We start from the raw sequence: 22945 nt of genomic DNA, 5'->3' as shown, positions 1-22945 counted from the left end.
TCCCTCCCATGATCATGAACACTTTGCCGTGCTATGGCACGGCAAAGTGTTCATGATCATGGGGTTGGTGGACGGCGTTCGGTGTCTCCTCGGCGACGCACGACGGGCCGCAGATCTGGTTCCGCCATGTCGGGGTCGAACGGGTACATCGGCCGCTGGATGTGCCGGTGCCCCAGCCGCAACAGGTCCTGGTCTACACCACCCGGGGTGAGCGCGAGCAACCAGTCGGCGGCCATGTCGTACAACTCGGGCTCCAGATACCCGATCTTCACCACCACCACGTCCGCCCCATGCGGGTCCAGGCCCAGCGCGGTGAAGTCGGCCACGAGATGGAACGGTTTGCGCCGCTCGGTGATGATCGCGTGCACAGCGCCGCTGCGGATCACCGCGATAGTGCCGGCTACCGGATCATCATCGGTGATCGAGAAAACCTCACCGGTCAACCGGACTGGACCCCGCGGACCAGCATCCACCCGGCCCCCCACCTCGACGTCGACCTGGCCACCAACCCCGGCCCGGACCGCGGCGGCCACGGCATCCGGGTCGAAGATCGAAGCATGGAGCACCGTCCGAGCCGGATCGCCGAGCTCGGGGCGGGCTAGCAGCTCACCCAGCGTCCACGACACGTCGCCGGCACCACCCGCGGTCGGATTGTCGCCTGAGTCGGAGACGACGAACGGCGTCGGGGCACCCGGTCCGCGGGTCAACGCCCGATCCAGGCATTCGGCCAGGGACCCGGTCGGCGCCACGAACGAGAAATCCCCACGGGCCATCCAGAAATCCCTGGCCAGGCCCTCCGCTTCCCGACGAGCCAGTTCGGCGTCATCCCCGGTGACGACGATCGCCGCCTGACAGCGGGGCTCGTCGGCCCATGCGTAGCCGATCCAGATGGCCGCATCCACCACGCCGTCGAGCGCTTCGACCTCGGGGACGCGGTCATACAGACCCCGGGCCGGCTCGAGCCGGGTACTCGTCTTCTCCCCCGGCAGCAACACGGGCACTTGGACCCATGCCTGCCACGGTCGGCGAGCGTGTGGGTCACGGCCGTATGGTCCGCGTAGCCGCTCCAGCAGGTTGTGCACGGCTCGCTCTTTCGTGTTCCACGCGTCCTCGTGCGGGGCCATGCGGTAACAGGTGATTAGGTCGACGGCTCGAGAGAACTCGGCCGACACGTTGCCGTGGAGATCCATCGACGTGGACACGAGCGGGTCGTCGCCGACCGCGGTGCGGATCGCTCCGGCCAGATCTGCCTCGGCGTCGCGGATGCCGACCACACTCATGGCGCCGTGAATGTCGAGGAACACCCCGTCGAATGGGCCTTGTGCGGCCAGGCCGTGGACGATCTCGTCCCGCATCGACCGGTAGACCTGCGGGTCGACGGCTCCACCCGGCAGTGCCAAGCCGTGCAGGATCGGCACCCACTCGGCGGCGTCACCGCGCTCGGTGCCGGGGCCGAGAAACGCGTAGCGGCCGAGCAACTCGTCGCCACGCCGGACCGTGAACGCGTCCCAACCGCTGATATGCGGGGAGAACGTCGACGATTCGATGGCGATACCGGCGATCGCGATCCGTGGTCGAGTCAGGCCGCCGTCGTGCACGGGGCTCAGCGGCGGGGACCAGACGGTGGAAGCAAGCGGCGTCGTCACGGGCAGACCTTCTTCGATACTGGAGTAAGTTCGTACGATTGGTCGATCGTGGCCATGGTAGCCCTCCGGGCCGGGTGTCGTCGCCCATCCTGTGCCCATCCCCGGTGGGCGATCAGATGCTCTCCCGGTCCCGCCAGCCACGGGTTTGCCATCTGATCGCCACGTGCCCGACTGGTGTCCGAATGGTGGAGGCGATCAGATGCAGTAGTCATGGACCCCATGCCCGATTAGCACACCTGATCGTTTTCACCTTGACGATCAGGTGACATATCGACGATCAGGTGCACGACGGGGCGGCGAAAATGGCGTGCGGATGTCAGTGGCTCTCCGTAACGTGAACTGGTGCGCACATTGCCCTACCCCCACCCCGGTACCCCAGACACCCGCTCCCCCGTCCGTTATCTACTCTGGGTGGCTCGACGCCAGGCCGGCGTCATCACACTCGCGGCCATTCTCGGTACCTTGTGGATGGTCGCGCAGGCCATCATGCCGTGGGCCATCGGACAGGGCATCGACGGTGTCGCCGACGGTGACACCAACACCGCGATGCGCTGGGCAGGCGCCGTGTGTGCCCTCGGCGCCTTCCAGGCGCTCGTCGGGATCGCACGACACCGAGCAGCCGTAGCCAACTGGCTCTACGCTGCCTTCCGCACCATCCAGGTGGTCACCCGGCACACAGCGCGAACCGGCACCGCCGTCACGGCCACCATGCCCACCGGCGAGGTCGCGGCTACCGCATCCGCCGATGCCCCGCACATCGGCCACGCCTTCGAAGTGATCTCCCGGTTCGCCGGTGCCATCGCGTCTTACGTGGTCGTGGCGATCATCGTGCTGTCCACGTCCGTGCCGCTCGGCTTGATCGTGCTCATCGGCGTCCCCGTGCTCTTCGCGGTCATCTCCCCCATCCTGCGCCCCCTCCAACGGCGTCAGCGGGCACAACGTGAGGCACTCGGCAATCTCACCGCCCTGGGCGCCGACACCGTCGCCGGGCTCCGAGTGCTGCGCGGCATCGGTGGCGAGCACGTCTTCCTGGCCCGTTACACCGAACGATCGGCCAAGGTCCGCGGGGCCGGCAACCGGCTAGCCACCACCCACTCGCTTCTCGACGCACTCATGGTTCTGCTGCCCGGCGTGTTCCTCGTCGTGTTGACCTGGGTGGGGGCTCGGATGGTGCTCGACGGAACCATCCAGCCCGGTGCGCTCGTCGCCATGTATGGTTTCGCCTTCTTCCTGGTCATTCCCGTGCGCACAGCCGGCGAAATGGCCTTCGTGGCGGCGCGGGCGCTGGTCGCGGCCCGTCGGGTGCTCGCGCTCCTCGCCGTCGAGCGCGCGGTACCCGAGCCCGTCGCCGACAACTCCGGGGCGACCAGCTCCGAGCATCTACCGGTCAGCGCCCAACCCGGCTTAACCGACTCGGTAACCGAACTACACATCTCGCCCGGCACCTTCACCATGCTCGTCGCCGACGACCCCGCCTTCACCACGTCTCTCGCCGACCGCCTCGGGCGGCTCGTCCCCGGCAACGGGGTGAGTCTGGATGGCCAGCCGCTGGATCGGCTGCCCTTGTCCGAGGTCCGCCGCCGCATCGTTGTCAGCGACCCCGAGCCGAGCCTGTTCACCGGCACATTGCGCGCCGGACTGGATCCCGACGGCCAACACGACGACGCCACCCTGGCGCGGGCCATGGCCGTCGCCGCCGGTGACGACATTCTCGAGACCCTCCGCGACGGCTTCGACGCCACGGTCGAGGAACGCGGCCGGTCGCTGTCGGGTGGCCAGCGGCAACGAGTGGCACTCGCCCGGGCTCTGCTCACCGACCCGGAGGTCCTCATCCTGGTCGAGCCCACAAGCGCCGTCGATGCGCACACCGAGGCCGCCATCGCCGCCCGGCTGCGAGATGCCCGGCACGGCCGCACCACGGTCGCCGTCACCGGCAGCCCGTTGATGCTCAGCCGCGCCGACACCGTCGTCTGGTTCTCCGGCGGCCGAGTCAGCGCTACCGGCACCCATGCCGAGTTGCTACGCACCGTGCCCGAATACCGGCGCACCGTCACCCGAGCGGACGAGCTGGTATGAGCACCCAACTACCCGTCGCCACCGCCGGCGAGGTCAGATCACAGGCGGGGCAGCTGTTCCGCGAACACCGCCGCCCGCTCAGCGCCACCCTGGCACTACACGTGCTGGCCGCGGCGCTCGGCCTGGCCGGCCCGTTCCTTCTCGGGCGGATGGTGGACGCCGTCCTCGAGGGAACCACCGCGGCCCGGCTGAACCTGCTCGCCCTGATGCTGGCCGGATTCATCCTTGCTCAAGCGCTCATCACCCGCGCGGCCATCCGCCGGTCGCTGATCCTCGGGGAAAAGGTGTTCGCCCAGCTACGCGAGACCTTCATCCGCCGTGTGCTGGGGTTGCCGCTGTCCACGGTCGAGCGGGCCGGCACGGGCGATCTCGTCGCTCGGACCACCGGCGACATCGACGCCTTGTCACGCACGGTGAGATTCGCCGTACCCGAGATCCTGGTCGCTCTGGTCACCACCGTGTTGACGCTGGCTGCCGCGGTCATCGCCGGGCCGGCGATCGCGGCCGGCGCCATCGTCGGCGTCCCGCTCCTCTACGTGGGCACCCGCTGGTATCTCAAGCGAGCCCGGGACGCCTACCTATGGGAGCGAGCCGCGTATGCCACGCTGAACGGAGCGGTCACCGAGACCGTCGATGGGGCCCGCACCATCGACACGCTGAGCCTGGCCGACGTCCGCGTCCGCCGGACCGAACTCGACCTGTCCGATGCCTACGCCGCGGAGCGACGCACGCTCTTCCTGCGCAGCGTGTGGTTTCCCACCGCGGAGATGTCTTATGTGCTGCCGGTAGCCACCACGCTGGCCTGGGGCGCCTGGCTCGTCGGCCAAGGCCACGCCACGGTCGGTCAGCTGACTGCCGTCGTGCTGTATATGGTGCAGATCGTCGACCCGGTTGACCGGCTCGTCTCCTGGCTCGACGAACTCCAGGTCGGCACATCGTCGCTGGCCCGGGTCTTCGGCATCGCCAAGATCCCGGACGACCGCACCCCCACCGGCCAGCAGCCCGACGGCGAAGACATCTCAGCCTCTGACATCCGCTACGCCTACGTCGACGACCTTGATGTCCTACACGGCGTCTCGCTGCGGCTGGCACACGGCGAACGCCTGGCCATGGTCGGCCCGTCGGGTGCCGGCAAGTCCACTCTCGGCCGGCTGCTCGCAGGTATCCACCCGCCCCGCACCGGACGAGTCGTGGTGGGTGGGGTCCCGCTGGTCGATCTCGAACTCGACCAGCTGCGCCGCGAGGTGGTCTTAGTGACCCAGGAGCACCACGTGTTCGTCGGAACGTTGCGTGACAACCTCGCGCTTGCGGCCCCGGCCGCACCGGACGACGAACTCCTGCGTGCGCTGGACGCCGTCGACGCCCTGGGATGGGTAGACACCCTTCCCCATGGCCTCGACACGGTGGTGGGCTCCGGCGGGCACCCCGTCGGCCCGGCGCATGCTCAGCAGATCGCGCTCGCCCGCATCGTGCTCGCCGACCCACACACACTGGTACTCGACGAGGCCACGTCTCTGCTCGATCCACGCGCCGCCCGGCATCTGGAACGTTCGCTGTCCGCAGTTCTCAAAGACCGCACGGTGATCGCCATCGCGCACCGGCTGCACACCGCACATGACGCCGACCGGGTGGCCGTCGTCGAGGCTGGCCGGATCGCGGAGTTGGGTAGCCACGACGAGCTTGTGAAGCACGGCGAGGCCTACGCCGCGCTGTGGGAGTCTTGGCACGGGCGCCCGGCCCAGCACGACCCCGGCCCGTAGTGTCGGCTGCCGGACCGCAACACTAGACCACCCAACACGTCGCCCACCCCGCTTTGTCACCTGATCTCCGTTTCCGCACCTGATCGTTCTCATGGCGACGATCAGGTGCGGAAGAGATGACGACGTCGCTGGTCGGCGAACCGAAACGTCGTCCGACGCCATCTCGCGATCCGGACCCAGAACGATCAGATGCACAACGCGGCTCTACACGTCGACTCGTGCACCTGATCGAAAGGTGTCCATATGCTGTGACGACGCGATCAGATGCTGCGTGTCCGTAGCCACCAGCGGCAAATAGCCCAGCGTCGACATCTGATCCTCTACCAGCCGGCGGTGCTGTTGGCACGGACGATGCTCGCACCCGACGACCGATGAGTTCCCACCGCCGTGGTTGTCCTCCTTCCATGGAGACAGATCCCGCCACGGAACCCGAGGAGGCGAGTGATGGGCAGGATCACGTCTAGCGACGGTACGTCGATTGCCTACAACCAAGTAGGAAGCGGGCCGCCCATCGTTCTCGTGGGTGGTGCGTTCGTCGATCGGTCGGAGAACGCGCCGCTGGCCACCGAGCTGGCCAAGAGCTTCACGGTGTACAACTACGACCGGCGCGGCAGGGGCGAAAGCGACGACACCCTTCCCTACGCGGTGGACCGCGAGATCGAGGACATCCAGGAGCTGATCGTCGAGGCTGGCGGCTGGGCGCACCTCTATGGCATCTCTTCCGGGGGTGCGCTGGTGCTCGAGGCCGCGGCGGCCGGGGTCTCGGTCGACCGGCTCGCCGTATATGAGGTGCCGTACAACCTCGCCGACGACGCGGCGTGTCTGGGAGACGGCCACCCGCCCGCTACCCGTCTGGCGACCATCACTAGGCCGACGCTGGTGGCCACCGGAGGCGCAAGCTCGGAGTCGTTCGTCGGCGGTGGCGGCGACTTCTTCGACCGCGCCGCGGATGCTATCACAGCCAGCCTCCCACGAGCGGAACGCCAGGTCATAGCCGGACAGACGCACATGGTCGACCCGAAGGCGCTCGCTCCCGCACTCGAACGATTCTTCTACGGCGCGATCGACGACGCGGTCCGTGAATACATCGATGCCATCGGTGCCGAGCAGCGGCCGCTGTTCGACCGGGTCCACCGGCTGATCCTTCAGACACACCCCGACGCCACGGTTGCGCTGTCGTACAAGATGCCCACGTACAAGGTTGGTCGCCGCCGGCTTCATGTCGGGGTGTGGCGTCACGGCGTGTCGGTCTACGGCTGGGGCCAGGGCACCGACGGCGGGTTCACAACCCGCCACCCGGACCTCGTGACCAGCAAGGGCACCATCCAGCTACGCGCCGACAACGCCATGGCAGTGCCGGACGACGATCTCCGCGACCTGGTGAGAGCCGCCCTGACGGATTGACACGAAAAGATCTCCGAGCGGGCCGACTAGAGAGCGGACTCGGCTTCGTGAACCGCGGCGACGTAGCGACGGGTGGCGTCCCGCAGCGCCTGCTCGGGGTCCACACCCACCGACCGGGCGGCCGCCACCACAGCCATGAGATGGTTACCGACGTCATCGGCGTCGGCCAGCTCCGGCACATCCGCGTCCGGCAGGCTCACCTCGACATCGGAGCGCTCCACCCGATGCATGAGCTTGGTCGCCAACGACAACGCAGGCTGCGCCAACGGAACGCCGTCGACGGCTGACGTGCGTTGCTTCTCGACACGCTTCATCGCTTCCCAGCGGCCCTCGACGTGGGCCGCGGTCGGCGCCTCGACGTCGCCGAACACATGCGGGTGCCGACGGATCAGTTTCGCCGCGATGCCACCAGCCACGTCGTCGATCGACCACGCTTCGGCATCGCGCTCCTCCGCGATCCGTGCGTGGAAGATGACCTGCAGTAACAGGTCGCCAAGTTCCTCGCGGAGGTCGGTGTCGTCACCTGCCTCGATCGCCTCGAGCGTCTCGTACGTCTCCTCGAGCAGATACGTGGCGAGGCTGCGGTGAGTCTGTTCGGCATCCCACGGGCAACCGCCGGGGGATCGCAGCCGGTCCATGACCGCGACCAACTCCAACAGCCGGTGACCCGGGGCCGACTGGTCAGGGACGGGCTGGTCAGTGGTCGTGGAGTCCACCATCATCCAGGTGGTCCTCGTCAACCGGTACCGACACCGACCCGGTGCCGGGCTCGAGGCCATCGATCCCCCACGTGCCGTACCGAGGGCTAACGTCGACGCCGATTCGCTCGACGGTGTCCTGCAGCAACAGCTGGACCTCGGCCTGGCTGCCTAACACCTGGGTGAGCCGCTCGGCGATGAGCGCCACCTGTACGTCGTCCCGGACCGAGTCTTCGGTGTAGCCCTGCTCGGCGAGGAAGGGAGTGATGTCGCTATCGGGGAACCCGGCAGCGAATTCGTCGAGGAAAGCGTCAACTTCGGACTCATGGATGGTGACGTCTTGCTCACGACCGGCCGCCTGGTAGACCTCCCGGTTGATCCAGCGGCTCAGCTCCTGACGTTGCAGCTCGGCGAGGTCGCCCCCGGGGTCGAGCGCCGGCAGCGGCAGTTCGAGTTCATCGATGGCGGTGTTACGCGACTCGACGATCTCGGTGACCCGGTCCTGCAGGTCGGACACACTCAAGCGGGAGTCACCCACCGACACGGCCATACCGACCTGGTCCGGGTCACAGGCCGGCAGCACGGCGACGACGGCCGCGGCGGCGGACACGGTCAGGACGCGACGAAAGGTCGACACAGCTGTTCCTTCTCAAACGTCGAAACGGGCCACTGGGCATCCTACTCACCAGGCCGGCGAACTCCGCTCAGAGGTCATGCGAACCACCCTTCGCGGCCTCGGCGCCGAGCCTAGGTCCACCATCCAGCCCGCCCACGGTTCTAGACCTTCTCGGCCGACTCGGGCAGCTCGCGGAGCCTGCGGACCGGCGAGAAGAACAGCGGCGCCCAGGCGAAGGCAAGGACCACCACTCCGGCCCACAGCGCCGCCCGCGCGCTGACCACTTCGCCGATGGCACCTGAGGCAGCGGCGCCCAACGCGAGCGCTCCGGTCAGCAGGAACCGCATGGTCGCGTTCTGGCGGCCGAGCAGGCCATCGGGGGTGACGCGTTGTCGGAAACTGACGAGTACGACGTTGTCGACACCCACCTTGTAGGCCAGCACCGACCATCCGGCCGCCGCCACCCAGAAAGCGGAGCCGTGATCCAGCATGGGCACGAACGCCGCCGCCGGCGCGACGGCTGCACCCAGCAGCCACAACATCCGTCCCAGGCCGAGCACAGCACCAAGCCTTCGTGCGGTCAGGGCACCGAGCAGTGCACCGACGCCACCCATCGCGAGGAACAGACCGAACCTTCCTTCGGCCAGTCCGAGGTCGCTGACGATGACGACCGGAAGCATCGTCAGACACATCTGCATGCCGAAGTTGGTCGCCGCACCGGCCATCGCTGCCGGCCGCAGGATGGGGTGGCGGAGCACGAATCCGAGTCCTTCACCGACCTGGCGCCAGAGTCCGTGCTCACGGTCCGGCCGGGGCGCTGGCTCGCGTTTGCCGATACCGGCCAAGAGCAGCCCGGACGCCACGTATCCAACGGCGGTGACCACCAGTGCGATCGGTGCGGTAGCCCATTGGACGAGGTAGCCGGCGCCGCCGCGCCCGGCGATATTGGCGACCGCGTCGAAACTGTGGAGGGCGGAGTTGGCGCTGACGAGCCGATCGCGGCCGACGACGTGGGGGAGATAGCTCTGGGCGGCTACGTCGAAGAAGACGGTGCCGATCCCGGCGACGAACACCACCACGTATAGATGAGGGAGGGTCAACGTGTCCATCGTCCAGGCGACGGGGACCGATCCCAACAGTACGGCCCGCACGACGTCGGCGACGATCATCACGCCGCGACGTCGGACTCGGTCGACCCATGCACCCGCCGGAAGTCCGATGAGCAGGAACGCGGCAGTGCTCAGCGTCGCCAGCAACCCGACCTGGCCAGGCGAAGCGTCCAGCGCCGACACGGCCACCAGCGGAACGGCGAGGTAGCCCACCTGGACGCCGAGCCGGCTCGCGGCGGCGGCGAACAGCAGCCGGAATGCGGGATCGCCGAACAGCGTACGGGCTGGCGCGGCCTCGGTGGTCACCATGGTTCTCAACCATCGATCCCCGCGCCGCCGTGCGATATAGATTTAGACTCAACTAAATCATCTAGCAACCGCCTCCCTCCATGATCATTGGCTTTTGGCTACCGGATCCGGTAGCCAGAAGCCAATGATCATGGGAGGGGACACCCTTGGGGATCTGTCATGCTCGAGCTCGCCTTCACACCACAGGACCTGGCGGCGACCCGGCTGGCCTTCTCACCGTTATGGGAGGCGGTCGCCAGCGTCCGCACCTTACAGAGGCCGGCGGCACACGCGTTGCACCTTCCCTGGGTCACCCGGACCCAACGACGATTGGCGACCTCGCTCACCGACGTCCAACCGTTCACCAGCCTCGTCCCGCCGCACCCACACCACCTGCCGGGTTTCCTGGCCCCCACCCCCACAACCCCCACACCCGACCTCGCCAGCGAGTTGGCCGCACTCCGCGACACGCCGGCGGCTAAGGTCCGGTCGTCGATCGAGGCCCTACGCCGGGTCCACCCGGAGCCGCACAACATACCGCTCGCCGACCAGCTCACCGATCATCCAGCGACCGGCCTGGCCACCCTCAGCTCGGCGATCGAGACCTACTGGACGCTGGCCATCGAACCGGACTGGACCCGGATCAGCAGCCTGCTCGAAGGCGACGTGCTCTATCGAGCTCGCGCGATGGCCGACGGCGGGGCACAACGGCTGCTCAACGAACTCGATCCGGCTATCCGCTGGGAAGATGACGTGCTGACGGTCGCACATCCATTGGTGTCCGACGCTCGACGGCTGGAGGGACGCGGACTAGTGCTGGTGCCGTCGGTGTTCGTCTGGCCGCGAGTGGCGTCGAAGACGAGCCAGCCCTGGCAGCCAGTCCTACGTTATCCGGCGCGGGGCGTCGCCACCCTTTGGGAGCAGGGCACACCGGCACCGGAGGCCCTACGAGCCGTCGTCGGCCGGTCACGAGCTCGGCTCCTCGTCGAGCTGAGTGCGCCGGCGTCGACCGCCGATCTCGCTCGACGTACCGCTCTCACCCCTGGCGGCGTCTCCCAACACCTCACCGTCATGCGGGACGCCGGACTGGTGGTGTCCCACCGAGTGGGTCGGGTCGTGCTCTATATGCGTACCGCGCTGGGGGATGCCCTGGCCGGTTAGGGCTCGCGTGGGTATTGGCGGCCCGCCGATCACCGGCGCGAATACGGCACGCCTGCCCGGCTTCCGCCGACATGATCAGATGCGTGAACCGTCGCCTGGCGTCCGGTAGTGCATCTGATCGTGTCGCGGTGGGCGCTAGGCGGATGTGCAGGGCTCGCGGGTGCCCGTTGTGAACGAGGGCAGGACCCTCGGCCGAAGGCTTGGTGCGCTGACCGCTTGTTGTGGTGGATGAAATGTCGCAATTGTGGAGGCCGTCAACGCACCACCCCGGGCCCTGGCATTCGGCTACCCCCGGGTGAGCCCCGGACAGCACCCTGGGCGAGTCGGCGGCCCCGGCGCCCCGCACCCCACCGCCGCGTCCGCCCCGCAGACGAACGCCGCATCCGATTGCAACGCCGCATCCGAATAGCACGGTGCTGCCCCGACCCGATCAGATGCACTACCGGACGTCATACGACGGTTTGCGCATCTGATCGCCGAGCGTCTCACATCGTGGAGACGATCAGACGCCGCTACCGCACGTCGACACTGGCCGTCGCCGCCCACCGTGCACCTGATCGTCGCCACAAGAACGATCAGGCGTCAAAACGGAGATCAGGTGCACAACGTCAGGGGGTGGGCTGGTGGGCGAGGATCTCGTCCACGATGCCTTCGACCCACGCCAGCAGCTCCATTCCGCGCAACGGTGGGCCGCCGATCGTCGCCGCCGCGGGCCGGGGCACCAGCACACTCTGAGCGGCCTCTTTGACCAGCGACTTCGGATGCAGCCTGCGTAGCCGGACCTGCTGCCAGTCGGCTAGCTCCACTTGCGCGAACCGGACGTAGTTGCCCTGCAAGGTGATCTCGGCCAGCCCGACGCGGCGTGCCTTGGCGCGGAAGCGGGCAATGGCCAGCAGGTTGTCGACGGGCTCCGGCGGCGCCCCGTACCGGTCTTCCAGCTCGTCGCGGACCGCCGATACCGCGGCGTCGTCGCTGGCTTCGGACAGCCGCCGGTATGCCTCCAGCCGCAGCCGTTCGCTGGCGACGTAGTCGTGCGGGATGTGCGCGTCGATGGGGAGGTCGACCCGGACCTCCGCGGTCCCCTCCTCCTGGTCACCGCGGAACTCCGCGACGGCTTCGCCGACTAGTCGGACGTAGAGGTCGAAGCCGACGTTGGCGATGTGCCCGGACTGTTCTCCGCCGAGCAGGTTCCCGGCGCCCCGGATCTCCAGGTCTTTCATGGCTACCTGCATTCCCGCACCCAGGTCGGAGTGCTGGGCGATGGTGGCCAGCCGTTCGTGCGCCTCCTCGGTCAACGGCGTCTCGCGGGGGTAGAAGAAGTAGGCGTAGGCGCGTTCCCGTCCACGCCCGACGCGGCCGCGCAATTGGTGCAGTTGCGACAGGCCGAGCCGCTCGGCTCGGTCCACGATCAGGGTGTTGGCGTTGGATATGTCCAGGCCGGTCTCGACGATGGTAGTGCACACCAAAACGTCGACTTCGCGCTGCCAGAACGCCTGGATCACCCGCTCCAAGACGTGCTCACCCATCTGCCCGTGTGCGGTCTCGACCCGGGCCTCGGGCACCAGTTGACGTAAGTGTGCGGCGACCTTCTCGATCGTCTCCACCCGGTTGTGCACGAAGAAGATCTGGCCCTCACGCATCAACTCACGCCGAATAGCCGCCCCGACCTGCTTCTCGTCGTACCCGCCGACGTACGTGAGCACCGGGTGCCGTTCCTCCGGCGGGGTGGCGATGACGGACATGTCACGGATGCCGGTGATGGACATCTCCAACGTGCGCGGGATGGGGGTGGCCGACATGGTGAGCACGTCGATGTTGGCCCGCAGGTGCTTCAGCTTCTCCTTGTGTTCGACGCCGAACCGCTGCTCCTCGTCGACGATCAGCAGGCCGAGGTCTTTGAATCGGACGTCGCCGGTGATCAGCCGGTGGGTCCCGATGACCACATCGACGCTGCCGTCGGCGAGCCCGGACACGATGCCGGCGGCCTCGGTGTCGCTCTGGAACCGTGACAACGCCTTCACGGTGATGGGGAACTGGGCGTAACGTTCGGTGAACGTCGAGTAGTGCTGCTGGCCGAGCAGGGTGGTCGGCACGAGCACACCGACCTGCTTGCCGTCCTGGACCGCCTTGAAAGCGGCCCGGACGGCTATCTCGGTCTTGCCGTAGCCGACATCGCCGCAGATCACGCGGTCCATCGGAACTGAACGCTCCATGTCCGCCTTGACTTCGTCGACGGTGGACAGCTGGTCGGTGGTTTCGACGTAGGGGAAGGCATCTTCCAGCTCGCGTTGCCACGGAGTGTCCGCCCCGAACGCGTGGCCAGGTGCTGCTTGCCGAGCCGCATACAGCTTGATCAGCTCAGCGGCGATCTCCTTGACCGCCTTCCGGGCCCGGCCTTTACGTTTGGCCCAGTCGGCGCCGCCGATCCGGTCCAGCGCTGGGGCGTCACCCCCGACGTATTTGGTGACTTGCTCGAGCTGGTCGGTGGGGACGTACAGCCGGTCCGCTGGCTGGCCGCGCTTGCCGGGGGCGTACTCGACGACGAGGTATTCCCGCACCGCCCCCTGAACGGTGCGGCTGGTCATCTCGATGTAGCGGCCGATGCCGTGTTGGTCGTGGACGATGTGGTCGCCGGGTTTGAGCTGGAGCGGGTCGACCTGGTTGCGACGGCGGCTGGGCATCCGCGCCGCGCCTTTCTCCGAGGCACGCTGCCCAGTGAGGTCGTCCTCGGTGAGCACCACCAGACGGGCCTGGTCGGCGACGAACCCGTGCTGGAGCGTACCGGTGGTCACGTGCACCACACCGGTGTCGAGGGCTGGGGGCAGTTCGTCCACCAGCCTGGCGCCGACGTCGGACTCTCCCAGCAGTTCGACGGTCCGGGCGGCGGTGCCGTGGCCTCCAGTGATGACGACGGCCCGCCCTCCGGTGGCCAACCACGCGCTGAGGTCAGCGATCGCGCGCTGCGTGTCGCCTCGGTAGGTGTCCGCCGGTCGGGCACCGATTTCGCGGGTCTCGACGGCGCCCTCGGCGACGATCGCTTCGCCGAGGTCGACCCCGTACAAAGCGGCGTCGAGGTCCTCTTCGGCGGAGGGTGCGGCAGCGCCCAACCCGAACGAACTCACACTCCACCACGGCAGTCCACGCCTCATGGCGTGTTCGCGTACCTCGCCCAGTGCGCGAAACGCGGCGGAGCCGAGGTCGATCGGAGCGGTACCACCGCCGGCCGCGGCGGCCCACGACGCGTCGAGGAACTCCTGGCTGGTGGCGACGAGGTCGTGCGCCCGGCTCCGGATCCGTTCGGGATCGCAGGCGAGCACATGAGTGCCGGTCGGCAACAGATCGACGAGCAACTCCATGTCGTCGACGAGGACCGGTGCCAACGACTCCATACCTTCGACGGCCACCCCGGAGGCGATCTTGTCCAGCATCTCGGCCAGCTCGGGGTGTTCGGTGGCGAGATCAGCGGCCCGTTTACGCACGGACTCGGTCAGCAGAATCTCCCGGCAAGGTGGCGCCCACAGGCCGTTCTCGGCAACCCCGGCGGAGCGTTGGTCGGCCACCGTGAAGAATCGGATCTCCTCGACGGTGTCACCCCAGAAGTCCACCCGGAGCGGGTGTTCCTCCGTGGGCGGGAAGACGTCGACGATGCCGCCTCGCACCGCGAACTCGCCACGGCGTTCCACCAGATCGACGCGGACGTACGCCGCTGCCGCCAACTGTTCGACGACGTCGTCCAACGCGATCTCGTCGTTGGCGCGCAATCGCACCGGGCGCAGGTCGGCCAGCCCCGCCACCTGCGGCTGCAACACGCTGCGGACCGGCGCGACGACGACGTTGATCCGGGTGTCGTCCGCTGCGGGGTGAACCAGCCGGCGCAGCACGGCGAGCCGGCGTCCGACGGTGTCGCTGCGCGGCGAGAGCCGCTCGTGCGGCAGTGTCTCCCACGCCGGATACTCCGCGACGGAGTCGGGTGGCAAGAGGCATCGCAGCGCCGTGACGAGGTCTTCGGCCTCGCGGCCGGTGGCGGTGACCGCCAGCACTGGGCGGCCGGCGCCGACGGTCTGGTCCGCCAGAGCCGCCGTGACGACGGGGCGCATCGAGGGCGGCGCGGTGAGGTCCAGGGCGGTGACGGACCCGGCTCGAGCGTCGGCTACCGCCGAGCGCAGGGCGGCGTCGCCGTCGTCGCCGAGCAGGGCATGAACGATGCTGGTGAGCGACATGGTCCTCGATGTCCGTGGGGGTGGTGGATGCGGTTGACGCCGGCTTCTGGGCGCGGGCTGCGGCGGGCACCGGGCGCGCTGAGGTGGCCCCGAATGCCGCGCGGCTGGGGTACCCGGCTCATCTTACGTCGTTCACCGTGGATGGTGCCCGTGCCTGTCGGGCGGCGCCACTGACTACTCGGGCTCGTCGAGCGCGGCCAGGAAGCCGGGGACGCCGGCGAGGAGTCCGCCGTCGACGCGAAGCACCGTGCCGGTGACCCATGAGGCGTCGTCCGAGGCGAGGTAGGCGACAGCCGCGGCGATGTCGGCCGGTTCACCGATGCGCCCGAGTGGGTACAGCTGGTCGAGGCGGGCCTGTAGCCCAGGGCTGTCTCGCAGCCATCCTTCCCATGCCCGGGTGCGCACCGTTCCCGGCGCCACCAGGTTGAACCGCACTCCCTGCGGTCCGTAGCGGATGGCCAGGTTCTGCGTCAGGTTGACTAGTCCCGCCTTCGCCGCGGAATAGGGAATGCTGCCGAAGGCCGCCAACCCGTTGACGGAGCCAACCGACACGACCGCGCCGCCATGGGGCGCCGCGACGAGGGCGGGCAGGGCCGCTTTGATACAGCGAACGGCTCCATACAGGGTCGGGTCGACCTGCTCGTCCCAGTCCGCATCGGTCAACTCCTCGAACGGCGGCCCGCCATTGATGCCGACGTTGTTGACCAGGGTGTCGAGCCGGCCGAAACGGTCCATCGTCGTGGCGATGGCGGCGTTCACCGACTCCACGTCGCGGACGTCGCACGACACGGCGGCGGCGGTGTCGCCCAGCGCACCCGCGGTCTCCTCGGCCACGGCACCGTCGACGTCGGCGATGACGACGTGTGCCCCCTCCTCGATCAGGCGACGGGCGATCGCCCGGCCAATCCCCCGGGCACCACCGGTGACAAAAACGACCCGGTCTCTGAACCGCTGCATGACAAGCCTGCCCTCCTGCACGCCACTGGCGGAGGGGGACGAGGACGCGATGCCGTCCAACGTCGATCACCACCGAATGGCACGCCGATCGCGATCATGTCATACGGTGTTCCGCATGCGGGTTGTGATTGCCGGCGGACACGGCCAGATAGCGCTGCGACTGGAGCGTCTGTTGACGCTGCAAGGACACGAGGCGATCGGATTGGTGCGCAACCCGGACCACGCCGCCGACCTCGCCGACGTCGGCGCTACCGCCGTCGTCCTCGATCTCGAACAGGCCACGGTCGCCGAACTCACCGCGGAGCTCAGTGGTGTCGACGCTGTGGTCTTCGCGGCCGGCGCCGGGCCGGGCAGCGGCATTCCGCGCAAAGACACCGTCGACCGCGCGGCCGCCGCCTCGCTGGCCGAGGCCGCCGAACGGCAGGCGGTGCGGCGGTATGTGCTGATCTCGTCGATGGGGGCAAGCTTCGACCCGCCGCCTGACACCGACGAGGTCTTCGCCGCTTATCTTCGGGCCAAACGCGCCAGCGAAGACGATCTCAGTACCCGTGATCTCGCCTGGACCATTCTCCGGCCCGGACGACTCACCAACGACGTCGGTACGGGGCTGGTGAATTTGCAGACCTCCGTCGAACCCGGCTCGGTGCCTCGCGACGACGTAGCGGCCGTCGTGCTGGGACTGCTCCACGAGCCGGCCACAGCTGGCACCACTCTTGAACTGGTCAGCGGCGACACCCCCGTCGCCGACGCCATCGCCCGCTTCGCGTGACTCCCCTCCCCATGATCATTGGCTTTTGACTACCGGATCCGGTAGTCAAAAGCCAATGATCATGGGGAGGGGAGTTCCGGCACACGACAATAGCTAGGCTGAGGTCATGATGGCCGATCCCACACCACCGACCGTCACGCCGGATCCGGTGACGCTGGCGCGGATCGAGTTAACCCTTCTTGGCATCGGACCGGCCATCGCATCGGTCCCGGTACCGCAGTCCCTCCGCGAACACGTCACCACGGGCGGCGAACTGATCGTGACCGACCTGGAGGGAGCGCCGGTCGCTCTGCTCCATGACGTCGCCGCACCAACCACCACCGATCGTGCGGACGCCGCCCCCGCGGCAGCGGGCGAGCAGCCGGCTGGTGTGGTCACCATCGCCGGCAGCGTGCGGGCCCTGTCGCACGACGACGAGCGGCCGACCGGACCGTATGCCGCGTTGCGCCGCGGTCCGGCCGAGATCCGCTTCGGCGGTTGGAGTGCCGTCGTCGGGCATCACCCGGTGGACGCGCACGCTCTCGCTGCGGCCCACGAGCGGCCGTTGCTGGTGGTGGTCATGGACGGCCCACGCCACATCCCTGGCCCTACCGGGGCTCAAACCACCCGGGCCGCCGTCGAGCTCCGTGATCGGCTCCGCCACGAGGGTCGAACCGTCGAGGTCGTCACGGTCCCAGCTCCACACTACGGTGACCACCGCGACGCCGAGCTAGCCGCCCACGTGGCCGAGGCGTATGGCGCCGACCTGGTGCGGCCCGATCAGCGTCCGGACCTGACGGCGCTGCGGGCCGGGCTCGACGGCGCGGCCGCCCTGCCGGAGGACGATTGGCCACCGGAAAGCCTGCGAGCATGGCAGCGCTGGCTCCCGCCACGGCCCGATCGGGGCCTCGTCCTGCTGTTCACCGGCCTGTCCGGATCTGGCAAGTCCACCGTCGCTCGCGCTGTGGTCGACCACCTGACCGAGTCCGGCGAGCGGACCATCACCCTGCTCGACGGCGATCTCGTGCGCCGCCATCTGTCCGCCGGTCTCGGCTTCTCCCGCGCCGACCGGGACCGAAACATCGAACGTATCGGCTTCGTCGCGGCCGAGATCGCCCGGCACGGCGGGATCGCGGTGTGTGCTCCGATCGCTCCGTTCGCGGCTACCCGGGACCGGATGCGGCAGATGGCCGAGGCGCATGGCGACTTCCTGCTCGTGCACGTGGCCACGCCGGTCGAAGAGTGTGAGCGTCGTGACCGCAAAGGCCTCTATGCCCGGGCCCGGGCTGGCGAGATCCCCGAGTTCACCGGCGTGTCAAGTCCATACGAGGCGCCGACCACCGCCGACCTCGTGCTGGACACCACTCACACCACCATCGAGGAGGCCCGCGATGCGGTTCTTCATCTGTTGGCGGCTGGCCGCTGGGTGACGTCATGACACCCTCCTGATCCGGTCCGGTGCGACGTCGGGTCGCCCCTCCACGCCACCGAGATGGCGCCCCGTCGGGGCCGGCCCAGACCTGGGCGATCACGCGCTCATTGCGTTTTGCTCTCGCCCGTCATCTAAGCTTGCAGGCAGCACATCCATGGGTGCAGAGGAACTCACCAGGGGGCCCGGAGGCCAATGGCGCCTAATCAACCGGCTATGCGGCTGTCGGACGTGGGAGACAGCATCCGCCGCCGATGGCGGGTGGTCACCGCGGCCGTGGTGCTCGCCGTGCTCGCCGCGGGCGGCCTCGGCATGATGTGGCCCGAGCGGTACACCGCCACGGCGGTGGTGTCGGTGTCTCCGATTACCCCGGACCCTTTCGGCACCGGAACGTCGTCGGCCGGCATCAACATGACCACCGAGCAACAGGTGGTCCGCTCAACCGAAATCGCCCGGGCCGCGGCCGAGCGGATGGAGCTGGTCCGGTTCGATCCGCGAACCTTGGTCGGCAACGTCTCCGTTACCTCTCCGTCCGACTCCCAGATCCTGCAGATCGCCTACACGGCCAGCACCCCGACACAGGCCGCCCGGGGTGCCAACGCCTTCGCCGAGGCCTACCTCGAGTCCCGCGTCACCAGCGCCGATCAACTCGCCGAACGTATCATCGACGCCCTGGAGACGCGGATCAACGAGCTCGTCGAGCAGGTCGAAGACGCCGACGACGCGCTGGTGGACGCCGCCGCCCAGCAACAGATCGTCGAGCTCCGCCAACAGCAGAGCAGCCTCGTCACGGTCACTCTCAACCCCGGCCGGATCATCGAGGCGGCCCGAGCCCCCGGCTCGCCATCGTCACCGGGGCTGCCCGTCGCCATCGCCGGCGGACTCGTCGGCGGCTTGCTCGTCGGCATCGCGCTCGCGCTGCTCCGCGACCGCAACGACCGCCGGGTCACCCACGCCGCTCGGCTACGCGAACTCCTCGGCGGGTGTCCCGTCATCGACGGCACGGCCGAACCCGATCCAGACGAGCCATACCGGCATGCCCTTCTCGAACTCACCCGCGCCCATCCACTGACCTCCTCGGACGGGCCGGTGCTCACCGCGATCGTCGGACCGGCCGACGGCCGGATCTACGAGGCCGCCACCAGCCTCGTGGACGTCGCCCACAGCCACCGCATGCGGGCCCGGCTGATCGACTCCGACCGGATGGACATGTCGGCGGTCGACGGCGGCTGGCCGGCGCGATCCGACGTCGCCACCGACTGGCCGGATGACGACCTCGTCGTCCTCGACCTGACCATGATCACCAGCCGGACCAGACGGGTGGCCATCGCCTTACGCTGCGACACGATCATCGTCGCTACCACCAAGCGCAGCCGTCACCGGCCCATCCAGGAGTTCGTCGAGCAGCTCACCGCCACCGACCGCGGCATCGACCTGGGCTTGCTCCTTCCGGAACGCTCCGGAAGCCGCAAGCCCACGCCGACCGAGTTCACCGCCGACAACGACGATGACCGCAGGCACACCCGCCGCTCGAAGGGTCGAGACTCGGCCGCTACCGGAGCGGACGAACCCACCGGTTGGCCGCTCTCAACCGGACAGCTAGGCTCCGACCGGTGAAGTTGCTCCTGATCGCCTCCACCGGCGGCCACCTCACTCAACTGCTCGCCCTGAGCGACTGGTGGAGCCAGCATCAACGGCGTTGGGTCACCTTCCGCAAGGCCGACGCCGTCGGGGCCCTGGCCGGCGAGCACGTCACCTGGGCGTACCACCCCACCACCCGGAACGTGGGCAACGCGATCCGCAATCTCGGACTCGCCGTCGTCACTCTTGTCCGGCACCGTCCCGACGTCATCGTGTCCACCGGCGCGGGAGTGGCGTTACCGTTCTTCGTCATCGCCCGCCTGTTGCGGATCCGCACCGTCTACATCGAGGTCTTCGACCGCATCGAGCAATCCACCCTGACGGGGCGGCTCTGCTATCCACTATCTGACGCCTTCGGCCTGCAATGGGAGGACCAGCGCGCCATGTACCCCGATGGTGTGGTCATAGGACGGACGTTGTGAACGCCGCGCTGCCCATGCTCTTCGTCACCGTGGGCACCGACCACCACCGGTTCGACCGGCTAGCCGAATGGGTGCAGCCGTGGCTGGACCACCGCGACGGTCAGGTGCGCTGCGTCTATCAACACGGGGCGTCGCGCGCGCCGTCGCAGGCGGAGCCGCTGGGCATCGTCAGCCGCGACGAGCTGCTCGAGCACCTCGATGCGGCCACGGTGGTGCTGGCGCAGGGTGGCCCCGGTTCCATCCTGGACGCCCGGGGCCGCGGGTTCGTCCCCGTGGTGGTGCCCCGCCTGGCCGCCCTCGACGAGGTGGTCGACGACCACCAGGTGGCGTTCTGCCGCCGGCTCGCCGCCGAGGGACAGGTCATCCTGGCCGAGTCACAAGAGCACCTCCACGCCGCGCTGGACGCGGCCTTCGCCGATCCGGCGACGGTGCGTCGCCCGGCAGACCCGTCACCCGCCCCAGAAACGGCCGCTCGGCTGGCCGAGGTGGTCGAGCAGGTGGTCAGCCGCCGTCCAGGGTTCATCGCGTGGCGGCGGCTACGGTCCTCCCGGTAGGGGAACCAGCGTCCAGCCACCACTGATAAGTGGCCGCGACACCGTCGCGCAGGCTGATCCGCGGCTCCCACCCCAGTTCCCGGATCCGGCTACCATCCATCAGCTTGCGGGGAGTGCCATCCGGACGGGCCGGATCGAACGAGATCTGGCCGTTGTAACCGATGACGGCGGCGACCGTCCCGGCCAGCTCGCGGATGGTGAGATCGGTGCCCGAGCCGACGTTGATGGGGCCGTCGGCGTCATAGTGGCGCAGCACCGTCAGGCAGGCGGCGGCGAGGTCGTCCACGTGGAGGAACTCACGCCGCGGTGTCCCCGTCCCCCACAGCACCACCTCGGGTGCGTCAGCTATCCGCGCCTCGTGGAACCGCCGGATGAGGGCCGGCAGAACGTGTGAACTCTCAAGATCGAAGTTGTCGCCCGGCCCGTAGAGATTGGTGGGCATCGCCGAGACGTAGGACCGGCCATGCTGGCGCCGGTACGCGTTGACCTGTTCGATGCCGGCGATCTTGGCGATCGCGTAGGGCTGATTGGTCGGCTCCAACGGGCCGGTCAGCAGCGAGTCCTCCCGGATCGGCTGCTCGGCGAGTTTCGGGTAGATACAACTGGAGCCCAGGAACAACAACCGGCGCACACCGGCGCGATGGCTTCCGGTGATGACGCTGAGCTGGATGCGCAGGTTGTCCTCGAGGAAATCAACCGGGTAGGTGGCATTGGCCATGATGCCACCGACGGTGGCGGCGGCCAGGACCACGGCATCGGGTGAGCACTCGCGGAGGAACGCATGGGTGGCCGGGCCGTCCCGCAGGTCGAGTTCCTGCCGGCTACGGACGACGACGTCGTACCCCTCCGCACCGAGGCGGCGGGCAATGGCGGACCCCACCAGTCCGCGGTGACCGGCGATGAACACGCGCGCGCCGGATGGCAACAGAACCCCCATGGCCCCACATTCTCGCACGCCTCGGACATTGCCGCTCAAGCTCGGCTGAAGCAACCCCCGGCCTGCCCGCAATCCCCGGTGATCGTCGCCGGAGATGCGGGAGGTTTAGGCGGCACGCTGGGAGGTCGGAGCCGGAGGAGCGGCCATTTGAGCTTTACGCCTCGCCGCAAAGGACATAAAGTACGCACGGTGGGGCGCAAGGGGGGCTTGCGCGCCGAACGCAAGGGGGGCTTGCGCGATGGCGAAGACCGCTGTCATCACTGGCATCACCGGACAAGACGGCTCATACCTAGCTGAGCTGCTGGTCGCCAAGGACTACGAGGTCCACGGCCTGATCCGGCGATCGTCCAGCTTCAACACCGACCGGATCGACCACATCTACGAGGATCCTCACGACGCAGACCGCCGGTTGATCCTGCACCATGCCGACTTGTCCGACGGGGTAGCACTGGTCAACCTACTACGCGACATCCAGCCGGACGAGATCTACAACCTGGGCGCGCAGTCACATGTGCGAGTCTCCTTCGACACGCCGCTGTACACGGCAGACATCACAGGCGCCGGGCCGCTGCGGCTTCTAGAGGCAGTCCGCGCCAGTGGTGTAGCCACCCGCATCTACCAAGCGTCGTCGTCGGAGATGTTCGGCTCGGCGCCGCCACCGCAGAACGAAGACACCCGGTTCCACCCGCGCAGCCCCTACGGCTGCGCCAAGGTGTTCGGGTATTGGACGACGGTCAACTACCGCGAGGCCTACGGCATGTACGCGGTCAACGGCATCCTGTTCAACCACGAGAGCCCTCGGCGCGGCGAAACGTTCGTCACCCGCAAAATCACCCGTGCGGTAGCCCGGATCAAAGCGGGGCTACAGGACAAGCTGTACCTGGGCAACCTCGACGCGATCCGCGACTGGGGTTACGCACCCGAGTACGTCGAGGCGATGTGGCGGATGCTCCAGCAGGACGAGCCCGACGATTACGTCGTCGCCACCGGTCAAGCCAACTCCGTCCGCGACTTCTGCGAAGCCGCGTTCTCCACCGTCGGGCTCGACTGGCGTGACTACGTCGCCTACGACGCCCGGTACGAGCGGCCGGCCGAGGTGGATGCCCTGATCGGCGACGCGTCGAAGGCCGAACGTGCGCTCGACTGGAAGCCGACGGTGATGTTCGACGAGTTGGCCCGGATCATGACCGAGGCTGACATCGCGGCGCTGGACGACGAACTCAACGGTCGCAACGTCCGCATCGACCGCTAACCCGCCACTTGCACCTGATCTCCGTTT

At 68.3% G+C, this 22945-nt stretch carries 17 protein-coding genes; 10 read left to right on the top strand and 7 right to left on the bottom strand.

Annotated features, from left to right (window positions below; genetic code table 11):
* Window positions 1-56 precede the first annotated feature (56 nt).
* Entirely contained in the window at window positions 57-1583 is a 1527-nt protein-coding gene (locus tag G8760_RS24105; protein WP_207782674.1) for a M81 family metallopeptidase, read from the bottom strand.
* A 405-nt stretch (window positions 1584-1988) separates the two neighbouring features.
* Between G8760_RS24105 and G8760_RS24100 the strand changes: the two genes are divergently transcribed.
* From G8760_RS24100 to G8760_RS24090, 3 genes are all read left to right on the top strand, one after another.
* Window positions 1989-3722: an ABC transporter ATP-binding protein gene (locus G8760_RS24100; RefSeq protein ID WP_166355392.1), complete on the top strand. Its 1734-nt coding sequence runs from the start codon at window positions 1989-1991 to the stop codon at window positions 3720-3722.
* Window positions 3719-5482, top strand: coding sequence for an ABC transporter ATP-binding protein (locus tag G8760_RS24095; RefSeq protein WP_166355391.1), 1764 nt, complete (start codon window positions 3719-3721; stop codon window positions 5480-5482). Before G8760_RS24100 ends, G8760_RS24095 begins: the two co-directional genes overlap by 4 nt.
* A 444-nt stretch (window positions 5483-5926) precedes the next feature.
* Entirely contained in the window at window positions 5927-6886 is a 960-nt protein-coding gene (locus tag G8760_RS24090; protein WP_166355390.1) for an alpha/beta fold hydrolase, read from the top strand.
* 26 nt (window positions 6887-6912) lie between these two features.
* On the opposite strand, the gene G8760_RS24085 is transcribed toward G8760_RS24090, so the two are convergent.
* The 3 genes from G8760_RS24085 to G8760_RS24075 form a co-directional block, all read right to left on the bottom strand.
* Entirely contained in the window at window positions 6913-7608 is a 696-nt protein-coding gene (locus tag G8760_RS24085) for a nucleoside triphosphate pyrophosphohydrolase (RefSeq protein WP_207782668.1), read from the bottom strand.
* Window positions 7583-8221: a SurA N-terminal domain-containing protein gene (locus G8760_RS24080; protein ID WP_166355388.1), complete on the bottom strand. Its 639-nt coding sequence runs from the start codon at window positions 8219-8221 to the stop codon at window positions 7583-7585. Before G8760_RS24080 ends, G8760_RS24085 begins: the two co-directional genes overlap by 26 nt.
* A 140-nt stretch (window positions 8222-8361) precedes the next feature.
* Complete coding sequence (locus G8760_RS24075; RefSeq protein WP_166355387.1) at window positions 8362-9618, bottom strand: MFS transporter; 1257 nt, start codon at window positions 9616-9618, stop codon at window positions 8362-8364.
* Between the two features lie 159 nt (window positions 9619-9777).
* On the opposite strand from G8760_RS24075, the gene G8760_RS24070 reads away from it, so the two are divergent.
* Complete coding sequence (locus G8760_RS24070; protein WP_166355386.1) at window positions 9778-10758, top strand: ArsR/SmtB family transcription factor; 981 nt, start codon at window positions 9778-9780, stop codon at window positions 10756-10758.
* Window positions 10759-11366: 608 nt separating this feature from the next.
* Here G8760_RS24070 and mfd read toward each other — a convergent pair.
* The gene (mfd, locus tag G8760_RS24065) at window positions 11367-14978 is read right to left on the bottom strand and encodes a transcription-repair coupling factor (protein WP_166355385.1); all 3612 of its coding nucleotides are present in this window, start codon (window positions 14976-14978) and stop codon (window positions 11367-11369) included.
* A 174-nt stretch (window positions 14979-15152) separates the two neighbouring features.
* Window positions 15153-15935 carry an SDR family NAD(P)-dependent oxidoreductase gene (locus tag G8760_RS24060; protein WP_166355384.1) on the bottom strand — a complete coding sequence of 261 codons (783 nt, stop codon included), beginning with the start codon at window positions 15933-15935 and terminating at the stop codon, window positions 15153-15155.
* Between the two features lie 115 nt (window positions 15936-16050).
* Between G8760_RS24060 and G8760_RS24055 the strand changes: the two genes are divergently transcribed.
* The 5 genes from G8760_RS24055 (at window position 16051) to G8760_RS24035 (ending at window position 20729) form a co-directional block, all read left to right on the top strand.
* A complete protein-coding gene (locus G8760_RS24055) occupies window positions 16051-16704 on the top strand; it encodes an SDR family oxidoreductase (RefSeq protein WP_166355383.1) in 654 nt (217 codons plus the stop codon).
* Window positions 16705-16810: 106 nt separating this feature from the next.
* On the top strand, window positions 16811-18121 hold the full coding sequence (gene cysC, locus G8760_RS24050; protein ID WP_166355382.1) for an adenylyl-sulfate kinase: 1311 nt from the start codon (window positions 16811-16813) through the stop codon (window positions 18119-18121).
* Between the two features lie 207 nt (window positions 18122-18328).
* Window positions 18329-19729 (top strand): GumC domain-containing protein, encoded by a 1401-nt coding sequence (locus G8760_RS24045; RefSeq protein WP_166355381.1) that lies wholly within the window; start codon window positions 18329-18331, stop codon window positions 19727-19729.
* The gene (gene pssD / locus G8760_RS24040; protein WP_166355380.1) at window positions 19726-20175 is read left to right on the top strand and encodes a PssD/Cps14F family polysaccharide biosynthesis glycosyltransferase; all 450 of its coding nucleotides are present in this window, start codon (window positions 19726-19728) and stop codon (window positions 20173-20175) included. Before G8760_RS24045 ends, pssD begins: the two co-directional genes overlap by 4 nt.
* The gene (locus G8760_RS24035; protein WP_166355379.1) at window positions 20172-20729 is read left to right on the top strand and encodes a glycosyltransferase; all 558 of its coding nucleotides are present in this window, start codon (window positions 20172-20174) and stop codon (window positions 20727-20729) included. The genes pssD and G8760_RS24035 overlap by 4 nt, the downstream gene beginning before the upstream one ends.
* Here the strand turns inward: G8760_RS24035 and G8760_RS24030 are convergent.
* Window positions 20695-21666, bottom strand: coding sequence for a GDP-L-fucose synthase family protein (locus G8760_RS24030; RefSeq protein WP_166355378.1), 972 nt, complete (start codon window positions 21664-21666; stop codon window positions 20695-20697). The genes G8760_RS24035 and G8760_RS24030 overlap by 35 nt on opposite strands.
* A 238-nt stretch (window positions 21667-21904) precedes the next feature.
* Here G8760_RS24030 and gmd point away from each other — a divergent pair, with 238 nt between their 5' ends.
* Entirely contained in the window at window positions 21905-22918 is a 1014-nt protein-coding gene (gmd, locus tag G8760_RS24025; protein ID WP_166355377.1) for a GDP-mannose 4,6-dehydratase, read from the top strand.
* The last annotated feature ends 27 nt before the right edge of the window (window positions 22919-22945 follow it).

The sequence above is a fragment of the Phytoactinopolyspora limicola genome, from assembly GCF_011320225.1.
Classification (GTDB): domain Bacteria; phylum Actinomycetota; class Actinomycetes; order Jiangellales; family Jiangellaceae; genus Phytoactinopolyspora; species Phytoactinopolyspora limicola.
This window is presented reverse-complemented; position numbering and strand designations above follow the sequence as displayed.